We start from the raw sequence: 16,648 nt of genomic DNA on the forward strand, positions 1-16,648 counted from the left end.
TCAAGACCGGTGCTTTCGACCACTCAGCCATCTCACCTGAAGTTAACAAATAAGCTGTTGAAACCATGCTTGCTTGAGAACGAGGCGGATATTAAGTACTATCGCCCTACTTGTAAAGCGTTAAATGTAAAAATAGTTAAATAATTTCATCCAAACCCTTTGTTCGAATATTTAACGAACAAGTTGTTTTAAAAACCAGCATTACCAGGTTAATTCACCTTGCCAACAAATAAGATAACTTAGTTAGCAGTAGTAAGTAGCTCGGCAAGTTGAAAATCAAATAAGGTGCTTACAATCATATTTATGGCAATACCATGGGTAATGAATGATACCCATAATCCTGCCTTAGCCATATTTTTCGTCCTCAGAGCCATTGGCTAAACCACCAATGACCCTAATTAGTTCTACTTACTGTGCTTTTATCTTTTCCTGTTGATAACTTTTAAATCGTTATAATTAAAGCATTGTAGCAATTTCTAGCCCTTGTTTAATCGCGCGTTTAGCATCAAGTTCAGCGGCAACATCAGCACCACCAATCAAATGGTATGGTTTGTTAAGCCCTTCAATCAGCTCTCTTGCGGGATCTTGACCGGCACAGATAATGATATTATCCACGGCTAATACTTGTCTTATCCCAGCAATAGAAAGATGCAGGCCAGCATCGTCGATTTTATGATAAACACATGATGACAGCATTTTAACTTGTTTGTTTTTCAGTCCTGTTCGGTGGATCCAACCGGTCGTTTTGCCCAAGCCTGCGCCTACCTTAGTGTCTTTACGCTGTAACAGGTAAACATCACGCGCTGGAGCGGTGATTTCGGCTTTTACCCCTTCAATACCTGCACGAGCTGTTAACGTCATATCAACGCCCCATTCTTTCATGTAGGCAGGAATATTCTGGCTGGTTGCAGTGCCAGAATGTACCAAGTATTCAGAGACATCAAAACCAATACCACCTGCGCCAATAACAGCAACTTTTTTGCCCACCGCTTTTTTGTGCTTAAGCACATCGATATAATTTAAAACCTTACTATGTTCAATGCCTTCAATGGGCGGCATACGCGGGTTAATACCTGTGGCTATGACTATTTCATCAAAATCACTATTGTTTAACTCATTTGCCGTAATCCGAGTATTTAACTTAACGGTAACCCCCGTTAATTCTAACTGGCGAGAAAAATAGCGTATGGTTTCACTGAACTCTTCTTTTCCTGGAACTTGTTTGGCGATATTAAACTGCCCGCCTACTTCACTTGCACCATCAAAAAGTGTTACCTCATGCCCTGCCTCGGCCAGAGACGTAGCCGCGGACAATCCAGCCGGACCAGCACCAACAACGGCAATTTTCTTGATGTTTTTTGTCGGTACAATATTAATTTCAGTTTCAAAACAAGCACGCGGATTAACTAAACAACTGGCCATTTCACCATTAAAAACGTGATCAAGGCAGGCTTGGTTACAACCTATACAGGTATTTATTTCGTCACTGCGCCCTGTTGCCGCTTTGTTTACAAATTCAGCATCAGCAAGAAATGGTCTTGCCATAGAAATCATATCGGCATCGCCGCGCTGTAATACTTCTTCGGCAACCTCAGGGGTATTAATTCTATTTGAGGTGATCACAGGAATGCTGAAATGTTCTCTGTATTTAGCGGTTACCCAAGTAAATGCTGCGCGCGGCACCTTGGTTTGAATAGTAGGAATACGCGCTTCATGCCAACCAATACCGGTGTTGATAATGGTTGTTCCAGCTTTTTCAATGGCTTGTCCGAACTTAACCACCTCTTCAAAACTACTGCCACCTTCAACAAGGTCCATCATCGAAAGACGGAAGATAATAATAAAATGTTCGCCTACGGCTTGGCGAATACGGCGTACCACTTCAACACCAAATTTGATGCGGTTATCATAAGAGCCGCCCCATTCATCATCACGTTGATTGGTTCTTAAAGCGGTAAATTGATTAATGAAATACCCCTCTGAGCCCATTACCTCAACACCGTCATAATTTGCTTGTTGTGCTTTAAGGGCTAGATCAACAAAAGATTGAATTTCTTCTTCAATCATTTCAACCGTTACCGCTTCAGGTTTATACGGATTAATAGGTGCCTGGATAGCCGACGGCGCAATAAGCTTGTGATTAAAAGCGTAACGACCGGTATGAAGTATTTGCAAACAAATCTTACTGTCATATTTATGCACTTCATCGGTAATAACTCTATGTTTGGCAATATCTTCTGCGCTGGTCATTATTTGAGTATTAGGGTGAGTTGCTCCGCGTTTACTTGGGCCGTAACCACCGGTAACCATCAAACCACAACCGCCTTTGGCACGTTCACCAAAATATGCTGCCATACGTCTAGTGCCGTCTGGGTGCTCTTCAAGGCCGGTATGCATTGATCCCATTAAAATTCGATTCTTTAAGGTGGTGAAACCAAGATCAAGTGGTGCTAACAATTTTGAAAACTTGTTGTTGCCTGTAGTTTCAATATTTTCTTTGGCTTCAGTATTAAGTTCGGACATAACTCACTCTCTTTGTATTTATCAAATATTTAATTCAATTTAGACAATGTACTCTCGAATCAATTTAGACACCGTCTAGTTTATTGTCAATTAAAATAGCGACTAAATATGACGGTGTCAAGATTGATTAATAAACAATAGCTTGCTAAATTAGCCTTTATGAAAAATATTCCTGAAAAATCAAAGTATCACCACGGTGATTTAAGAACGACTTTACTTACCGTTGCTGGGGAAATGCTCAAAGAAGGCGGTATTGAAGAGTTGTCATTGCGTAAATTAGCAGCGCGCGTAGGTGTTTCAAGAACTGCGCCTTATCACCACTTTAAAGATAAAAACGCCCTGCTTTGTGGTATTGCTGAATCAGGTTTTAGGCAACTACATCAAATGAATAAGCGTAGCTTTAATGCTGAAGGACCTTCGACTAAAGAAAAGTTCTCAAGTTTTATCCATGAATATGTAAACTTTGCCAAGGCTAATCCAGATCTTTACGAATTAATGTTTGGCCGTACTATTTGGAAACAAGAAAACAGCACATCAGAATTACGTGATGCCGCCTACCCTTGTTTTCAATATCAGGTGGCCATGACCCGAGAATGGCAGCAACTTAAACTGCTTAATCACAGTGGTGAAGAAAGTGCCCTACGCGCATCGCAAGTGCTTTGGGGCACTGTGCATGGCATTGCTAAATTACTTATTGATGGCATTTATACTGATGTAGCTCATGTTGAAGAAATATGTGATTACGCCGTTGATATGTTTCTAGTGCACTAGCTTCGCGAAAAATCAAACTCTAGATAACTCTGACTTAGCTCACCCTTATGCAGAGCCCATAGGCATTTAAAATAGCGTTTATTTACAAAAGATCTTTTTAATTAGTCTTATTTTGCAGATTTTTTTCCTAATTAACTACTGCCAACTGATAACTGCCTTTACCATTCTCTTTTACTTGGTAGAGTGCTGCATCAGCTTGTTTGATGATTTCTTCAGATGAACATCCGCTAGCAGATGATACCGCAATACCTATACTAATGCCGATAGTCAGCTTTTTGTTATCAATAATAAAAGGCTCACTAAAGACGGCTATAATTTTATTTGCTAGTGGTATTAAAGACTCAGTAAAAGAAATAGACTCTAATATTACAGAAAATTCATCACCACCTACTCTAGCGATTATATCGCTTGCTCGAAAATGTTTTTTTAACGTTTTGCCGACTTCTATTAATAAAGCATCACCTGTGGGATGGCCATAGCTATCGTTAACCTGTTTAAATCCATCTAGATCTAACATCATGAATGCCAATGTGGAGTTTTCTCTGTGCTGACGCAACAATGAATGTTCTAAACTCTTCATCAACGAATATCTATTATCTAACCCCGTCAAGCTATCAGTTAATGCGAGTTTCTTTAGAGACCTTTCGGCTTTTTTTCTCTCGGTAATATCAAGTATTGAGCCGACAATACCTTCGATACCCTCTTCTTCAGTGTGAAAATAAGCTTTATGAAACATAACATCATGTATTGAACCATCAGCATAGCTCACCTTAGACTCATAAATTTGAGTGCCTTTACTATCAAATAGTGCTTTGTCTGCTTCGAAGTAAGCTCTAGCTAGCTCATCATCAAAAAGTTCGAAAACACTTTTGCCAATGAATTGCTCTCGTCTTAAACCAATGTATTCCTCAAAGGCTTTATTGCAACCTAGGTATCGACCTTCAGCATCTTTATAAAAGATGGGTGTTGGCGCAGCATTAATAACTGCTTGCATAAAGTTATTTTCGTTATGTACCGGTGATGTCATAGAAATATCTCATCCTTTTGAATTTAACTCTATTTTGATTTGGCAAATAGTAACAATAAAAATGAATACGTCCATAGATTGAAAACGTCTACCTTTCTTCGTAAAGGCTTAGTGAGCTTACCTCATTCGTCTATGAACACTGTTTTATGAAAAAAAGACACCTACCAAGATAGTAGATTTTCGTTAATAGGCTTGTCTCTTAAGGAAAATTAAACATAAGAATCAGCTAACTAAAACAGCCGCACACCTTGCAACTTTATATATATATTACGCACCTTATTGTAAATACTAAAATACCTTAGAAATCACTTCGGTGAAAACTTAAGGACCGATAAGCTCTTTGAACTAGTACCCACAAATATGAGTTTTGTTATAAAAAATGGATCTAAATACCATTGTAAAAATATCGTAATTATACTTATGACACGAATTTTTATACCTAGAGATTTTCGCTACAAAACTGTATTAGATGATTTATGTTAACGTCGGTACGAAACCTGCTAGAATTACATCATTGTAGGTTTAATAACAATTTCAAATCTAAGGAATTATACGTAGTGAGTAAAACTAAAAAAAGTAAAATAATCAGCACTGACCAAGTGCTTATTACTCTGTGTGAATCAGTTTGTGAAGTACTAACAAAAGCCAGTGGCAATACCATTAGCTACTCAGCTATGGTGCAAAAAATTACGAAAACGTGCCTAAGGCCAGACGTTTCTAGTTTTGTTCTGTTTGACGGTGGATTTAATGGCTTAGTTGTTACCAACTTTACCGGTGATGCTGCCTTGGAAATTTATCAGGATTATATGCGTAATATGGGCATGCCTGAATCGGAAATTTCAAAGAGCCATATGTCTGACGATGTAGCGAATGTTTTAGGCGAACTGATGAACCAATTGGTTGGTGATTTTACCTTTAAAGTAAGGGAGCAGCTACAAACTCATATTACCCAAAGCCAGCCAAAAATGATGGCAATCACTAAATTGGTACAAATCTCTGTTGATACCGCCATGGACAGGCCACAAATGCGCAGAGTCACATTTTCAACAGCAACCAACAAGATCTTTTATCTGGAATTTGCCATGGATAAAACTGAATTTATTCAGTTACATGATTTTGAAGCCGCAGAAACTATTGACCCTGATGAGATTTTAGAACGCTCAGCGAAGGAAATGACTGATGCCGCAAATGCGGAAGAGCCTATAGTGAAAGAAGATGACGGTGACGCTGATGATGACTTTATGGCATCACTTGGTTTATAAGCCAAAACAATAAATAGCACTGCGGCTTTGAGTGATGTTGCACTAAGCCTGTTACCCAAGGCCTGCAGACTGAATGACTCAGCACTAACAAATGTTCTACTTGCTTTATTTGTCAGTGCTAAGCTACTTATTAAAATTGCGCGCAGTCGCGCTATTTATTCGCTATGCCAAAGCTACTAACTACTGAAAATCTTCAGTTTCAAAATATAAAGGCTTTATCGTGCCACAATTTAGAAACTTATATTGAAGCTCTATTTCTTTTGGTACTGGTGATGAGGTGGTAAATCGACCTAAACAACCGGCTTCTAAATCAATAGCCAATATATGGTCAAAGCTAGGTGCCTGCTGAATCCTATGAATATAGATTTTATAGTTTTGCTTTAATGAAACAACATCATACTCTTGTCTCTTACTTGAAGGCTTAATGTCCTCAAAAGTACGAACATACAGTTGCTTATCAAAAGACAATTCAATATTTTCATACACTAACATTCCACCACGCTCAAAATGCCCTGCATATAAATCAGCCTGTATCACCATTTTCTCGCCACGCATTAAACGTTGTAAATTGAATGGCTTAGGCTTAATAGTAATGAATTCACTATCTCTGACCGTTTGTAATACCGCTAAATCATTATTATCTAATTTATACAGTAGTTGCACGTTATGAGGCTTTTTATAAAGCGGCAAATGGGATGCATAAATGCTAGAGCCCTGATTGACCAAAACCATACCATGAACGCCCATATAGTCAGGGTCTAATGGCGGTAACTTTTTGACTTCGTCCTCCGCAAAGCTCACTTGACTAAATAAAGATAACAATAAAATACCAACGAACACTTTTTTCATAGGGAAACTCTCATTTAATATAAATTGAATATAGGTTGCAGGTATTTTCAGCGAGCAACATTCCAGATCCGATTTTTACATTATAGATGTTTTCTTCAAGCAAAAAATCCTATATAAGCAATAATTTATAGTTAATTTATTAGCTCTCTATTTTATCTTTTCAGTCTTAAAATTATTTTTAACCTTGTTACAACTAATAATATTTTAAAAGACTATTCATCTAAGCACTAAAGCCAAAGTAAGGCCGAAACAAAGTAGTAGAGCTCTAGTGCCCGCTGCCGGCTAACTGACAAAATTTATCATCGATAGACTTCACTCATATCAAATTACTGCCCTTCTCAATTATCCACTTGTGCCCTTAATTCTCTACGCAAAATTTTCCCTACAGTAGATTTAGGCAGCTCCTTAACAAAAACCACTCTTTTAGGTACCTTATAAGCGGTTAAGTGTTCTCGGCAATAACTCATGATATTAACGTCTGACTCCGCACCTTTAACGGTAATGTATGCACATACCCTCTCGCCAGTTTTATCATCAGTTTCACCTATAACGGCCGCTTCGATAACGTTGGGATGATTTGTTAACACCTCTTCAATTTCATTGGGGTAAACATTGAAGCCAGAAACTATAATCATGTCTTTAAGACGATCAACTATTTTAATACAACCGTCAACGAGTTTAATGCCCACATCTCCAGTTCTAAAAAATTGATTTTCACTGATCGATTTTTTGCTTTCACTTGCCATATTCCAGTAGATTTTCAACAGACTCGTGCTCAAAGGTGATACTTTTTATTTTTGTTCGCTCAAGTTTAAGTTGTTGTCCACCAAGTTCAAAAAGTGCATATTTGTTATCGATTGAGATAACTTTGCCCTTTAGTTTTTGCTCATCCATTAACACGACAGTGTCAGCAACTGCACTAGTAGTGAATATAGCCATTAAGCTAATGATAAATAACATTTGAAATTTCATTGCTTTACCTTTTAATTTTTATGATACTGCTCAAATTGCATTGCTTAGTAACTTTCTTACTACTTTGCTTAATTTTGCATGTCAGCAAACATGGTATTCACTAATTCGGTTACCGCCTGCTCTCTTTGTGCGGCATTTTGTAGTATTTAATCGGCTTCACTAGTGTGCTTCTCCATACAGTTCCCTTGGTTTTGTTATCAACAATATCGATAACAAAAGTACCTTCGGTATAGCTTTTAGTGCTCATATTGCTTGCGCCGTAACTATACCCTTAGGTATGTCCATATCTTGAATTGTAGCCATAGTAAGGGCTGTGACCTAAATATCTTACTTTCATTTACTAAGGTTGCAAAATGCGACGCAACTTATTTTATTAAGTCTACTTCCTCTAAAATTGCACAACCAAAGCTAATACCTTCAATTAATTTATTTTATAATCAACTGAAATATAAAGTAAATATAGAAAATGATTTATTTATTCGCCTATTACTAACTTATTGGTTCAATTTATGCCTATTTACCTACACGGCCCTTAGTTAACGGGTGTTAAATCCAAAGTAGCTATAAATAATAGGAGTCATTATGGAGTCAGTTGATCCGCTATTAATCGCTTTTTTACCAAAAGATATTCGCTCGATGTTCTTTCCCTACGCAAGCGTGCAACTTTTGGCTTTACTGATAAATTTACTTATTGGCTTTGTTATCGCCAGCCTAATAGGTATTCATTTTAGAAAATACGCCAGTGCTTTTTGTAACCGTCAAGATTTCTCACGCCTATTCCCTTTGCTTGTGCTTAGCGTAATTTTGATTATTACCGTGGTAAAAGCATCACTGGCATTAGCGCTAGGCTTGGTCGGTGCACTATCGATCGTCCGTTTTCGTACTCCTATTAAAGAGCCTGAAGAACTCTTGTATCTGTTTTTAAATATTGCTGTTGCGGTAGCGTTAGGCGCTGGCCAAACTTTGGCAGCGATACTCTCCTGTATCGTTACTCTTATCCTAATCACCCTGGTTAAAAAACGTGATGACAGCAACACAGTAGAAAACGGCTTGTTTCTCTCTCTCAATCATATTTGTGAGGAGGGTTACCAACAAACGACCCTAGTAAGCACACTTAAATCTATACTAGAGCAACATGTTGAACGTATTGAATTAAGGCGAATTGACGTAACAAACACCCAGTTTGACGCTACATTTTTTATTGCCGTGCGCAATGAACAACAAATCGACCAATTTATATCAGCACTTAATAAAGAGTTTTCAGGTATTAATGTTTCTTTACTCGAGCAACATAATATCGCTGGGGTATAACTATGCGTTTAGACCCACCAAAACAGCGATTTACTCCACATGAGAGAAAAGTTTGTCTACTGGCAATACTGCTATTAACGCTATTAGTACTACCGTCACTAAATTCTGTTAGGCACTACTTAGTGGACAACGGTTTTGTTGCCCATCACACCTCAACAAAAGACAAAGCCTGGCAACTTGCCAAGAGTTTAGCTTTAGCGCCAGCCAAATGGTTAGCTGCTGAAAAAGAGTTGCCCGTTATTAAGATAGACATTAAATATCAAGATTGGCTAAAGCTAGAGAGTGATCGTAAAACCGCGTTTACACAAGGTAAAATCCCCGAAATCCGCCATGAAGTGACGGCTCTTATTTATTATCAACAAAACAAATTCCCTGCAAAAATACGCTTACAAGGCGATATGCTTGACCATATAAACAAAACAAAGCGATGGTCACTCAAAGTATCGTTGAAAAAGAAACAAGCGATATTTGAATCGCGTAAATTCTCTCTGCTTGCCACCAGTGTTCGGGGGCATCAAGGCGCCAGCTTATTCGCAAAAAGTTTAGCCATCGCAAATTTCGATATTATTTCACCAAAGCACATCCCCGTTAGGGTTGTTTTAAATGGCAATGATTGGGGAGTGATGTTTTTTGAACAAGCGTTCAGTCAAAGTTTATTAGCGGTAAACAACCGAACAGAGGGTTTGATCGCTCGATTAGACTTAGTTGCAGAGTCTATCGATGAAAATGGACAAGTCACTCGCCTGTTAAAGCCACGCGTTTTGCAGCGTAAGACAATTCTTGGCAATAGTTCATTAGCCAAACAACGGAAAATAGCTCTGGCGTTACTCAATGATTTTTTGAGTGGTAATCGTTCAGCAAGTGATGTTTTTGATGCCAAAAGACTTGCTCAATACCTCGCCATGGTCGATTTATGGGGCGCGTGGCATGCACTCACCTGGAATAACTGGCGTTGGTACTACAATCCTCACACGGCAAAACTTGAGCCTATACAAAGTGATGTAGCAGTTACGCCCGCTGCACATATTTGGTTAATGCAACCACCCAGCCAAACGTTCGAAATAACTAAGGCCATGCTTAATGACCCACAAGTTAAGGCACATTATCTTGCTTCGAAAAGCACATTAATGAAATTACTCAATGAGCAGATTATTCCACAGCTTAGCCGTTATGAGCAGCAATTGACTCAATTGTTACACTCAGATAGTCCACTAATTTCTCCATTTAACTTCGATGTAATGCAGCGGCAAGCACATTGCTGGAGCACCAGTTATCAAGTTGACGGTTGTCGCTCAATTAAGCCCGTCAGTGAGAAATTGCATAAACAGTTAAATGTCTTTAAAACACAACCCAATTGGGATCTAGTCAGTCGCGTATATGAGCATCAAGGCCAAGTAGTTTGGCTGGTGAAAAACAATGACAATATCGCACTTATAATCAAGGAAGTACAAGGCGTTACCACTTATGACGAAATCACCAAACTCGATGAAATAAATGATGATCTACCTTTAAAACTTTTTCCAGGACAAACAACCACGATTAACTTACCGAAAAACGTGGTAACACTTAAAGTAAGTGCGGGCTTAGCGGGTAAAAAAATAGCCCCATTTATTTTTAACAAGAACGTACGGTCGCTTAGCTTTGTTCCTCGCCCATATGAGCCTAGAAACAGTATTTTTCTGTATAGTGAATTTATCAAACGCACCAAGGGGGAGTGGCATGTGCAAGTAGGGACATGGCATATTAACTCTTACTTAGTCACACCCAGCAATACTAAAGTGGTAATTCCTGCGGGTACACATTTAACCTTTAGTAAGAATGCCGGTCTTATGGTGTTTGGCTCATTACAGGTTTATGGCAAAAAAAACAATCCGGTGATATTTACCAAGCATCAGGCTGATTCTAAATGGTCAGGGCTAAGTGTTTTTGCTGCTAGCGCGGAAACTGAACATGTAATAAACCACCTAAAAATACACTTTGCTAGCAGCCCTAAGTTAGGGTTGTGGCAACCTCGTGGCGCAATTTATTTCGTTAAAGGTATAGTTAATATGCAATCGGTGGAAATTACTGACAATCAGTCTGAAGATGGTTTAAACATTATAAATGCTGTGGTTATTATTGACGGTTTAACCATCAAGAATACCCTCTCTGATGCCTTCGACTGTGATTTTTGTACCGGTGAAGTGAATAACAGTCAATTTATTAATATCGGCTCTCGTTCTGGTGGTGATGGCTTAGATATTAGTGGATCAAATCTTAAACTTACCGGCGCCAAGTTTACCCAGGTTCGCGACAAAGCTATATCAGCGGGTGAACGCAGCCAACTGCACGTCATCGACGCCACATTCAATGATGTTAACTTTGCCATCGTTGCCAAGGACGATTCCACAGTTATTGCGGAAAATATCACCGCGAGCAATATCCACCATATGGCCTTAATGAGCTATTCCAAAAAGCGAATCTTTGGACCCGCGGTAATGAAAGTAACTAAGTATTCTTGCGCTGACCTTAACTGCCAAAACAAGAGTGTAGCTGAACTAGGAAGCCGCTTAGTGGTCAATGGCTTGGAAATTCGCTCGCAAGCCATTGATGTAAATAATTTATACAACACCATCATGAAATCGGATAAGCCAAAATGAGTACACTATTTAATGCACCAATGACGACAAAAACAGCAATTAAAAACCGGGAGTATCGATTTGAAGTCAAGGTACCTATTCCTCTAAACAGGCTACAAGCAGTGCAAACTTGGCTAATGAACCACCCATTATTATTTGCTCAACATCACCAACCTCGTCATGTGAACAGTTTATATCTTGATACACCGCTACTGGATCGTTATGAGGAAAATTTAAGTGGCATCAGTACCCGAAAAAAAGTACGGATTCGTTGGTATGGTGATTTAGATAAAGCAATTCAAGCTAAGTTGGAGTTTAAACATCGTCAAGGAGGTAAAGGCTACAAAGTAACCTTTGATACCTCATTAAACTTGTCGCAGGCTGACTTCAATTGGGCAAAAGCATTATTAAAAGCTTACAGGGATTTACCATTAGAAGCTCAGTTACTTTGGGGTAGCGAGCATTCGCCAATAATCATTTGTCGCTATAGCCGACAGTATTATATTTCTCATTGCAACAAGATACGGGCAACCATTGACGAAAACATGCAGGCATTCGACCAACGTTATCGAGTTGCCAATAACTTAAGCAGACCTGTGTCACTTGGTGATTATGTGCTGCTGGAACTCAAAACCAACGGCGAGAATGAACAGGCACTCAGTACCTTATTATCCACTTGTCCGTTAAGGCCTTCGCGTCACTCTAAATATGTGAATAGTATTAGAAATTTAATTTGGTCGTAACAGCTGCTCTCTGGTGTCAACACAATTTATAAACACGACGGTAGCCATCAATTAAGTAGATTTTACTAAAATTATGCTCTAATTGTAGCGATTCATAGGCTCCCCGATACGATTCAATGTCGGCCATACAATAAGTATTAAAAAGTGCTAGCCAATATTCATCTATATCTCCATTGGCATTGCATATTTTATTCTTAATAGTGATCCTATTTTCTAACAGGAATAGCGTATTTTCCTCAATATTTTTCGAAGCAAATTGAGTGGCTATTGCTTGCACCACCTTTATCTTTGGCGGGTGTTTACACTTATATAAATTGATTGCTACCACATAACCTAAAATGTCTATCACTGCTTCATAGGTCTTGGTCGCTATCATGTTGATAATTATGCGGGTCAGTTCTTTTTTAAATACATTGATGCCCTTAATTGGACTCGGGATAACCAGATGAATCCATCGGTTGTTAGGAATTAGGTTGCCTATTTCTTCATTCAATTGTTCGACGATATTCGAGATTGGCACATCATCTGCCAACCTTGAGCGCCGTTTGCCATTTTCATTGATGTGCTCGACCAGTTTGGTAACTTCCACGGCAATCTTGCGGTTATTTAGTAGTAAATAACCGTCCGGCGGGTCTTCACCGTCGATATACTTGCCACCGAATTTAGACGCTAAAGCCGCAAGAACGTATTCTTCATCTGGTTTCATAGTGCATCCTTAAAGCATATCCGTACATTTTGTTATCAATACTGCCATGGCTATTCTAATAATTTGTTAGTTTTTAATTATTGATCCAAATATCAACTACTTAGCTACAAATAAGGCAATGTATTGTTGCGAGAATTAGGCTGGTATCTGGTCTAACAACTAACACATAAAAATAAAAAATTAATCAATTCATATTGTTAGTATAGGATATTGATCGGTTCTAACCGCGTAGTACTTGTCTGTGAAGTTGGGAGGTAAGAATTAATGAGTTTAAAAGCTAGGTTTAAGTTTTAGACTTAGCCACTCTTTTGCTATTATAGCGGCTTTCCATTAACCATAAGGCAGCACCACTGCGTGGCAGTTTTTCAACTTAGAGATTACCAACAAGAAGCCGTTGCTGCGGTGCTCAAACACTTCCGAACAACCAATGAATCTGCGGTGATTGTTTTACCTACGGGATCAGGTAAAAGTTTAGTAATTGCCGAGCTTGCTCGCTTAGCAAAAAGAAAAATACTTGTGCTGACTCACGTTAAAGAATTAGTAGAGCAAAATCATCAAAAATACGAAACATATGGTGTAACGGCAGGTATTTATTCCGCAGGTTTAAAACTTAAAGAAACTCAACACCAAGTCACGTTCGCCAGCATACAATCGGCTGCACGAAATCTAAATGATTTCTCTGAGCCCTATTCATTAATAATCATTGACGAATGTCATCGAGTTAATCTAGCAAACCCTACCGAAGCAATAGACAAATCAATAGATAAATCGAAAGCCAAGTTAAAAGGCGAAGCAAAAGAGCAATCTAAAGAGCAATCACAAGAAACCGCAAGCACTAACCAGTATCAGCAAATCATTGAGAAATTGATGCAGGTTAATCCTGAGGTTAAATTATTGGGTTTAACCGCAACCCCTTATCGTTTAGGCATGGGCTGGATTTATCAAAAACATTATCGTGGTTTCATGCGTAGTGAACAAGATCGCCCCTTTAAACACTGTATTTATGAACTACCGCTGCGTTACTTAATCAAACGCCAGTACTTAACCGAGCCCAATTTAGTAGATGCCACCATCGAACACTATGATTTTAGTAGTCTTCGAGAAAATGCCTCTGGCGAATATAATCCTACGGATGTTAATCATCTATTAACTAAAAACCATCGGGTGACTCAAGGCATTATTGAACAGGTCATTGAGTTAGGCGATAAACGTCAAGGCATTATGATATTTGCAGCAACAGTTGACCATGCAAAAGAAGTTTTTAGCTACTTACCCGCTAAACTGAGTGCCTTAATTACCGGCGCCACTGATAGCACTGAGCGCGATAATTTAATTAAGGCCTTCAAACGAAAAGAGATTAAATACCTAGTTAATGTCTCGGTATTAACCACCGGCTTTGATGCGCCTCATGTCGATATGATCGCGATATTGCGACCAACACAATCGGTTAGTCTCTATCAGCAAATAATCGGGCGTGGACTGCGCTTAAGTGATAATAAAAAAGATTGCTTGGTGATTGATTATACCGGTAATGATTTTGACCTCTATCACCCAGAAGTGGGTGAGAAAAAACCGAATGACAAAAGCCAACCGGTGCAAGTTGTTTGCCCAAGTTGTGAATTTCCCAATATATTTTGGGGCATCTGTGATGATGACGGTTATTTAGTTGAGCATTACGGTCGACGCTGCCAAGGCCTCGTAGCTGAACCCAGGGAATCCCAGTCAAAAGAGCGTCAATGTGACTATCGCTTTGTCTTTAAAGAATGTCCTCACTGTAGTGGTGAAAATGATATTGCCGCTCGAACCTGTTTGCACTGCTTCGAGGTATTAGTCGACCCCGATGACATGTTAAAAAAGGCACTGCAACTTAAAGATTCAAAAGTTATTCGCTGTGCCGGAATGAGTTTAGAAGACATCACTGACAAAGGGACTGAAAAATCCGCTGATAAGGGAGCTGGCAAGTTAAAAATCACTTACCATGATGAAGAAGGTACTGAACTCAATGAATCTTTTGATTTTTCTAAACCAAATCAAGTTAAAGCGTTCAATGATATTTTTTCTAAACGCCTTAGTATTAAAATTGGTGTTCAACTGGGCTCAACTGAGTCACTCGAAGTCGACAACCTGCAACAAGCATTAAAGCTAGCTAACGTATTACCTTGTCCTGACTTTGTCATTGCCAGAAAACAAAAATATTACTGGCGCATTAGAAACAGAATTTTTGACTATCAAGGTCGCTACCGAAAGGCCAATGAACTTAGATAAACAACGAGGAAATGGCGACAACTAATTATCCTTTAAGGGTATTCTCTAACGTTTCAAGTTGAGTTTCCTCGCTCATAATTAATTAAATGTTGTCCATATCAACGCCTGCGTAAAAGTGATTAGCATATCGGGACTGTCTTATTTTCATACAAAGTCCTTAGCTCTTAATTTTTCATTTTTATCTATGTTGATCTGGCTTCACTATCGGCATCAAATCCTGGACTTTCCCAGCGACCTATTTCATCATAGATTTCCCAAGGAACAGTAATTTATAAACAATATTTGATAATGGTGCAGCCGCTAAAGCTTCAATGGCCTAATTCATGAAGTCCAAGGTGAGTAACAAGCGATGTTCATGTTGGGTTACCGCTGGAGAGCGATGTACTAGGCCAGCATGTTCATTGTTGTGCCACCATTCACCTTTTAATAAAGCCACATCGCCTGGCAATAATTGCTGAATAGCTGCCGACGGATTGATGATTCCAGAAGTATCATCAGGCATGCCATGACTACCTGCCCCAAGTTTTGTTCGATTTACCGCACTATGCGGTAGCCATTCTGTTGCGGAGCCATAGAAAGTAGTCACTAAGCGGCACGGTACTTTATCTACATGAAATTTTGGACACATAGGGCTATCAAGCAACTTTAAGCGCAGCCCGGCGTATTTCAAGTCAAATAGCGTGCAAAACATATCAACTAGTAGACAGATGTGTTGGCAAAGTTCATTGCTTGAATCAATACCGGCAAAGCAGTCTGAAATATGCTTATGTACATTAGCTGGTGTTACCGCCATAACCGTTCTAAACGAGGGTTTTTGAATAATAAGGTCTTGGATGCAGCGTGTTAGGCTGTCAGGCAGAGGGCTCTGCCAAATGGCTAAGTTGACATCGTCTTGATATATATCGCTCAACACTGTTGGGGACTCTGATACAGCTACCCGTCTAAATTTAACCTCAGTTTGCACAATGGCATTTTGCGAAACGGTGTCTGTGTGTATTGCTATATTCAAAATCTGGTGTTCCCTATAATATACGGGGTCGTTTCAGAACCACTGTCTCAAAGTAGAGCGTAGCTATTGGTAAACGTCCATAATACAATTAATAAAAAGTGACTTTAGCAACATATGATAATGTTATAATGTAACATTATCAAGCATTGATTAAATAAATAATAAAAAGACATTAATGATTAAAATATGGAATTGACATCTTGAGGAATAATAAAACATATTTATTTTGGATTATATACCGTTAAAAACACAGACAACAACAGCCCTTATTACAACACATTATGACAAGAAAACAGTAATAATCTTAAAAGACAGAGTGGTAATGGATAGTGATTTATTTTATCAAGCCAGTTAATGTTGTTTGGTTATTAATTCATTTATAATAGGTCGTATTTACATTTAAATACGTTATATTATATCTTTATAGTTTTGTTTTATCACTGTTATTATCAACGACAGTCATCTAAGTCATGTGTGGCATTGCCCATGTAGATCAATCAGGAAGTGATAAGCAAGCGCGAACAAGTTCCCACCTATGAGTGAATGCAGGATGCACATTCTCCTGAGTCACAACATATACAGGTAAATTTTT

13 protein-coding genes and 1 pseudogene are annotated in these 16,648 nt (G+C 38.7%); 6 read left to right on the forward strand and 8 right to left on the reverse strand.

What is annotated here, in order from left to right; all coding sequences use genetic code 11:
* Nucleotides 1-456: 456 nt before the first annotated feature.
* Nucleotides 457-2,523 carry an NADPH-dependent 2,4-dienoyl-CoA reductase gene (locus HRT50_RS13025; protein WP_291615205.1) on the reverse strand — a complete coding sequence of 689 codons (2,067 nt, stop codon included), beginning with the start codon at nt 2,521-2,523 and terminating at the stop codon, nt 457-459.
* A 159-nt stretch (nt 2,524-2,682) separates the two neighbouring features.
* Here HRT50_RS13025 and HRT50_RS13030 point away from each other — a divergent pair, with 159 nt between their 5' ends.
* Nucleotides 2,683-3,294, forward strand: a complete 612-nt coding sequence (locus HRT50_RS13030) for a TetR/AcrR family transcriptional regulator (RefSeq protein WP_291615207.1) — start codon at nt 2,683-2,685, stop codon at nt 3,292-3,294.
* Nucleotides 3,295-3,421: 127 nt separating this feature from the next.
* Here HRT50_RS13030 and HRT50_RS13035 read toward each other — a convergent pair whose 3' ends face one another.
* Nucleotides 3,422-4,321, reverse strand: a complete 900-nt coding sequence (locus HRT50_RS13035) for a diguanylate cyclase (RefSeq protein WP_291615209.1) — start codon at nt 4,319-4,321, stop codon at nt 3,422-3,424.
* A gap of 557 nt (nt 4,322-4,878) precedes the next feature.
* Here HRT50_RS13035 and HRT50_RS13040 point away from each other — a divergent pair.
* A complete protein-coding gene (locus HRT50_RS13040) occupies nt 4,879-5,583 on the forward strand; it encodes a DUF3334 family protein (RefSeq protein ID WP_291615211.1) in 705 nt (234 codons plus the stop codon).
* Nucleotides 5,584-5,763: 180 nt separating this feature from the next.
* On the opposite strand, the gene HRT50_RS13045 is transcribed toward HRT50_RS13040, so the two are convergent.
* The 4 genes and pseudogenes from HRT50_RS13045 to HRT50_RS18875 form a co-directional block, all read right to left on the reverse strand.
* Entirely contained in the window at nt 5,764-6,432 is a 669-nt protein-coding gene (locus HRT50_RS13045) for a hypothetical protein (RefSeq protein ID WP_291615213.1), read from the reverse strand.
* Nucleotides 6,433-6,770: 338 nt separating this feature from the next.
* Complete coding sequence (locus HRT50_RS13050) at nt 6,771-7,196, reverse strand: AMP-binding protein (RefSeq protein WP_291615215.1); 426 nt, start codon at nt 7,194-7,196, stop codon at nt 6,771-6,773.
* On the reverse strand, nt 7,168-7,404 hold the full coding sequence (locus HRT50_RS13055) for a hypothetical protein (RefSeq protein WP_291615217.1): 237 nt from the start codon (nt 7,402-7,404) through the stop codon (nt 7,168-7,170). The genes HRT50_RS13050 and HRT50_RS13055 overlap by 29 nt, the downstream gene beginning before the upstream one ends.
* Before the next feature lie 109 nt (nt 7,405-7,513).
* Nucleotides 7,514-7,660: pseudogene (locus HRT50_RS18875) on the reverse strand (DUF4136 domain-containing protein); the annotation flags it as partial.
* Between the two features lie 326 nt (nt 7,661-7,986).
* Between HRT50_RS18875 and HRT50_RS13060 the strand changes: the two are divergent.
* From HRT50_RS13060 to HRT50_RS13070, 3 genes are read left to right on the forward strand one after another with little or no spacing between them, the layout of a single operon-like run.
* Complete coding sequence (locus HRT50_RS13060) at nt 7,987-8,715, forward strand: DUF4956 domain-containing protein (protein WP_291615219.1); 729 nt, start codon at nt 7,987-7,989, stop codon at nt 8,713-8,715.
* A gap of 2 nt (nt 8,716-8,717) precedes the next feature.
* Complete coding sequence (locus HRT50_RS13065; RefSeq protein WP_291615221.1) at nt 8,718-11,354, forward strand: hypothetical protein; 2,637 nt, start codon at nt 8,718-8,720, stop codon at nt 11,352-11,354.
* Nucleotides 11,351-12,076, forward strand: a complete 726-nt coding sequence (locus tag HRT50_RS13070) for a polyphosphate polymerase domain-containing protein (RefSeq protein ID WP_291615223.1) — start codon at nt 11,351-11,353, stop codon at nt 12,074-12,076. Before HRT50_RS13065 ends, HRT50_RS13070 begins: the two co-directional genes overlap by 4 nt.
* 16 nt (nt 12,077-12,092) lie before the next feature.
* Here HRT50_RS13070 and HRT50_RS13075 read toward each other — a convergent pair whose 3' ends face one another.
* On the reverse strand, nt 12,093-12,782 hold the full coding sequence (locus HRT50_RS13075; RefSeq protein WP_291615225.1) for a hypothetical protein: 690 nt from the start codon (nt 12,780-12,782) through the stop codon (nt 12,093-12,095).
* A gap of 354 nt (nt 12,783-13,136) precedes the next feature.
* On the opposite strand from HRT50_RS13075, the gene HRT50_RS13080 reads away from it, so the two are divergent.
* Complete coding sequence (locus HRT50_RS13080) at nt 13,137-15,047, forward strand: DEAD/DEAH box helicase (RefSeq protein WP_291615227.1); 1,911 nt, start codon at nt 13,137-13,139, stop codon at nt 15,045-15,047.
* A 316-nt stretch (nt 15,048-15,363) separates the two neighbouring features.
* On the opposite strand, the gene HRT50_RS13085 is transcribed toward HRT50_RS13080, so the two are convergent.
* The gene (locus tag HRT50_RS13085; RefSeq protein WP_291615228.1) at nt 15,364-16,056 is read right to left on the reverse strand and encodes a DUF1826 domain-containing protein; all 693 of its coding nucleotides are present in this window, start codon (nt 16,054-16,056) and stop codon (nt 15,364-15,366) included.
* Between the last annotated feature and the right edge of the window lie 592 nt (nt 16,057-16,648).

Source organism: Colwellia sp. (genome assembly GCF_013215345.1).
GTDB lineage: Bacteria > Pseudomonadota > Gammaproteobacteria > Enterobacterales > Alteromonadaceae > Colwellia.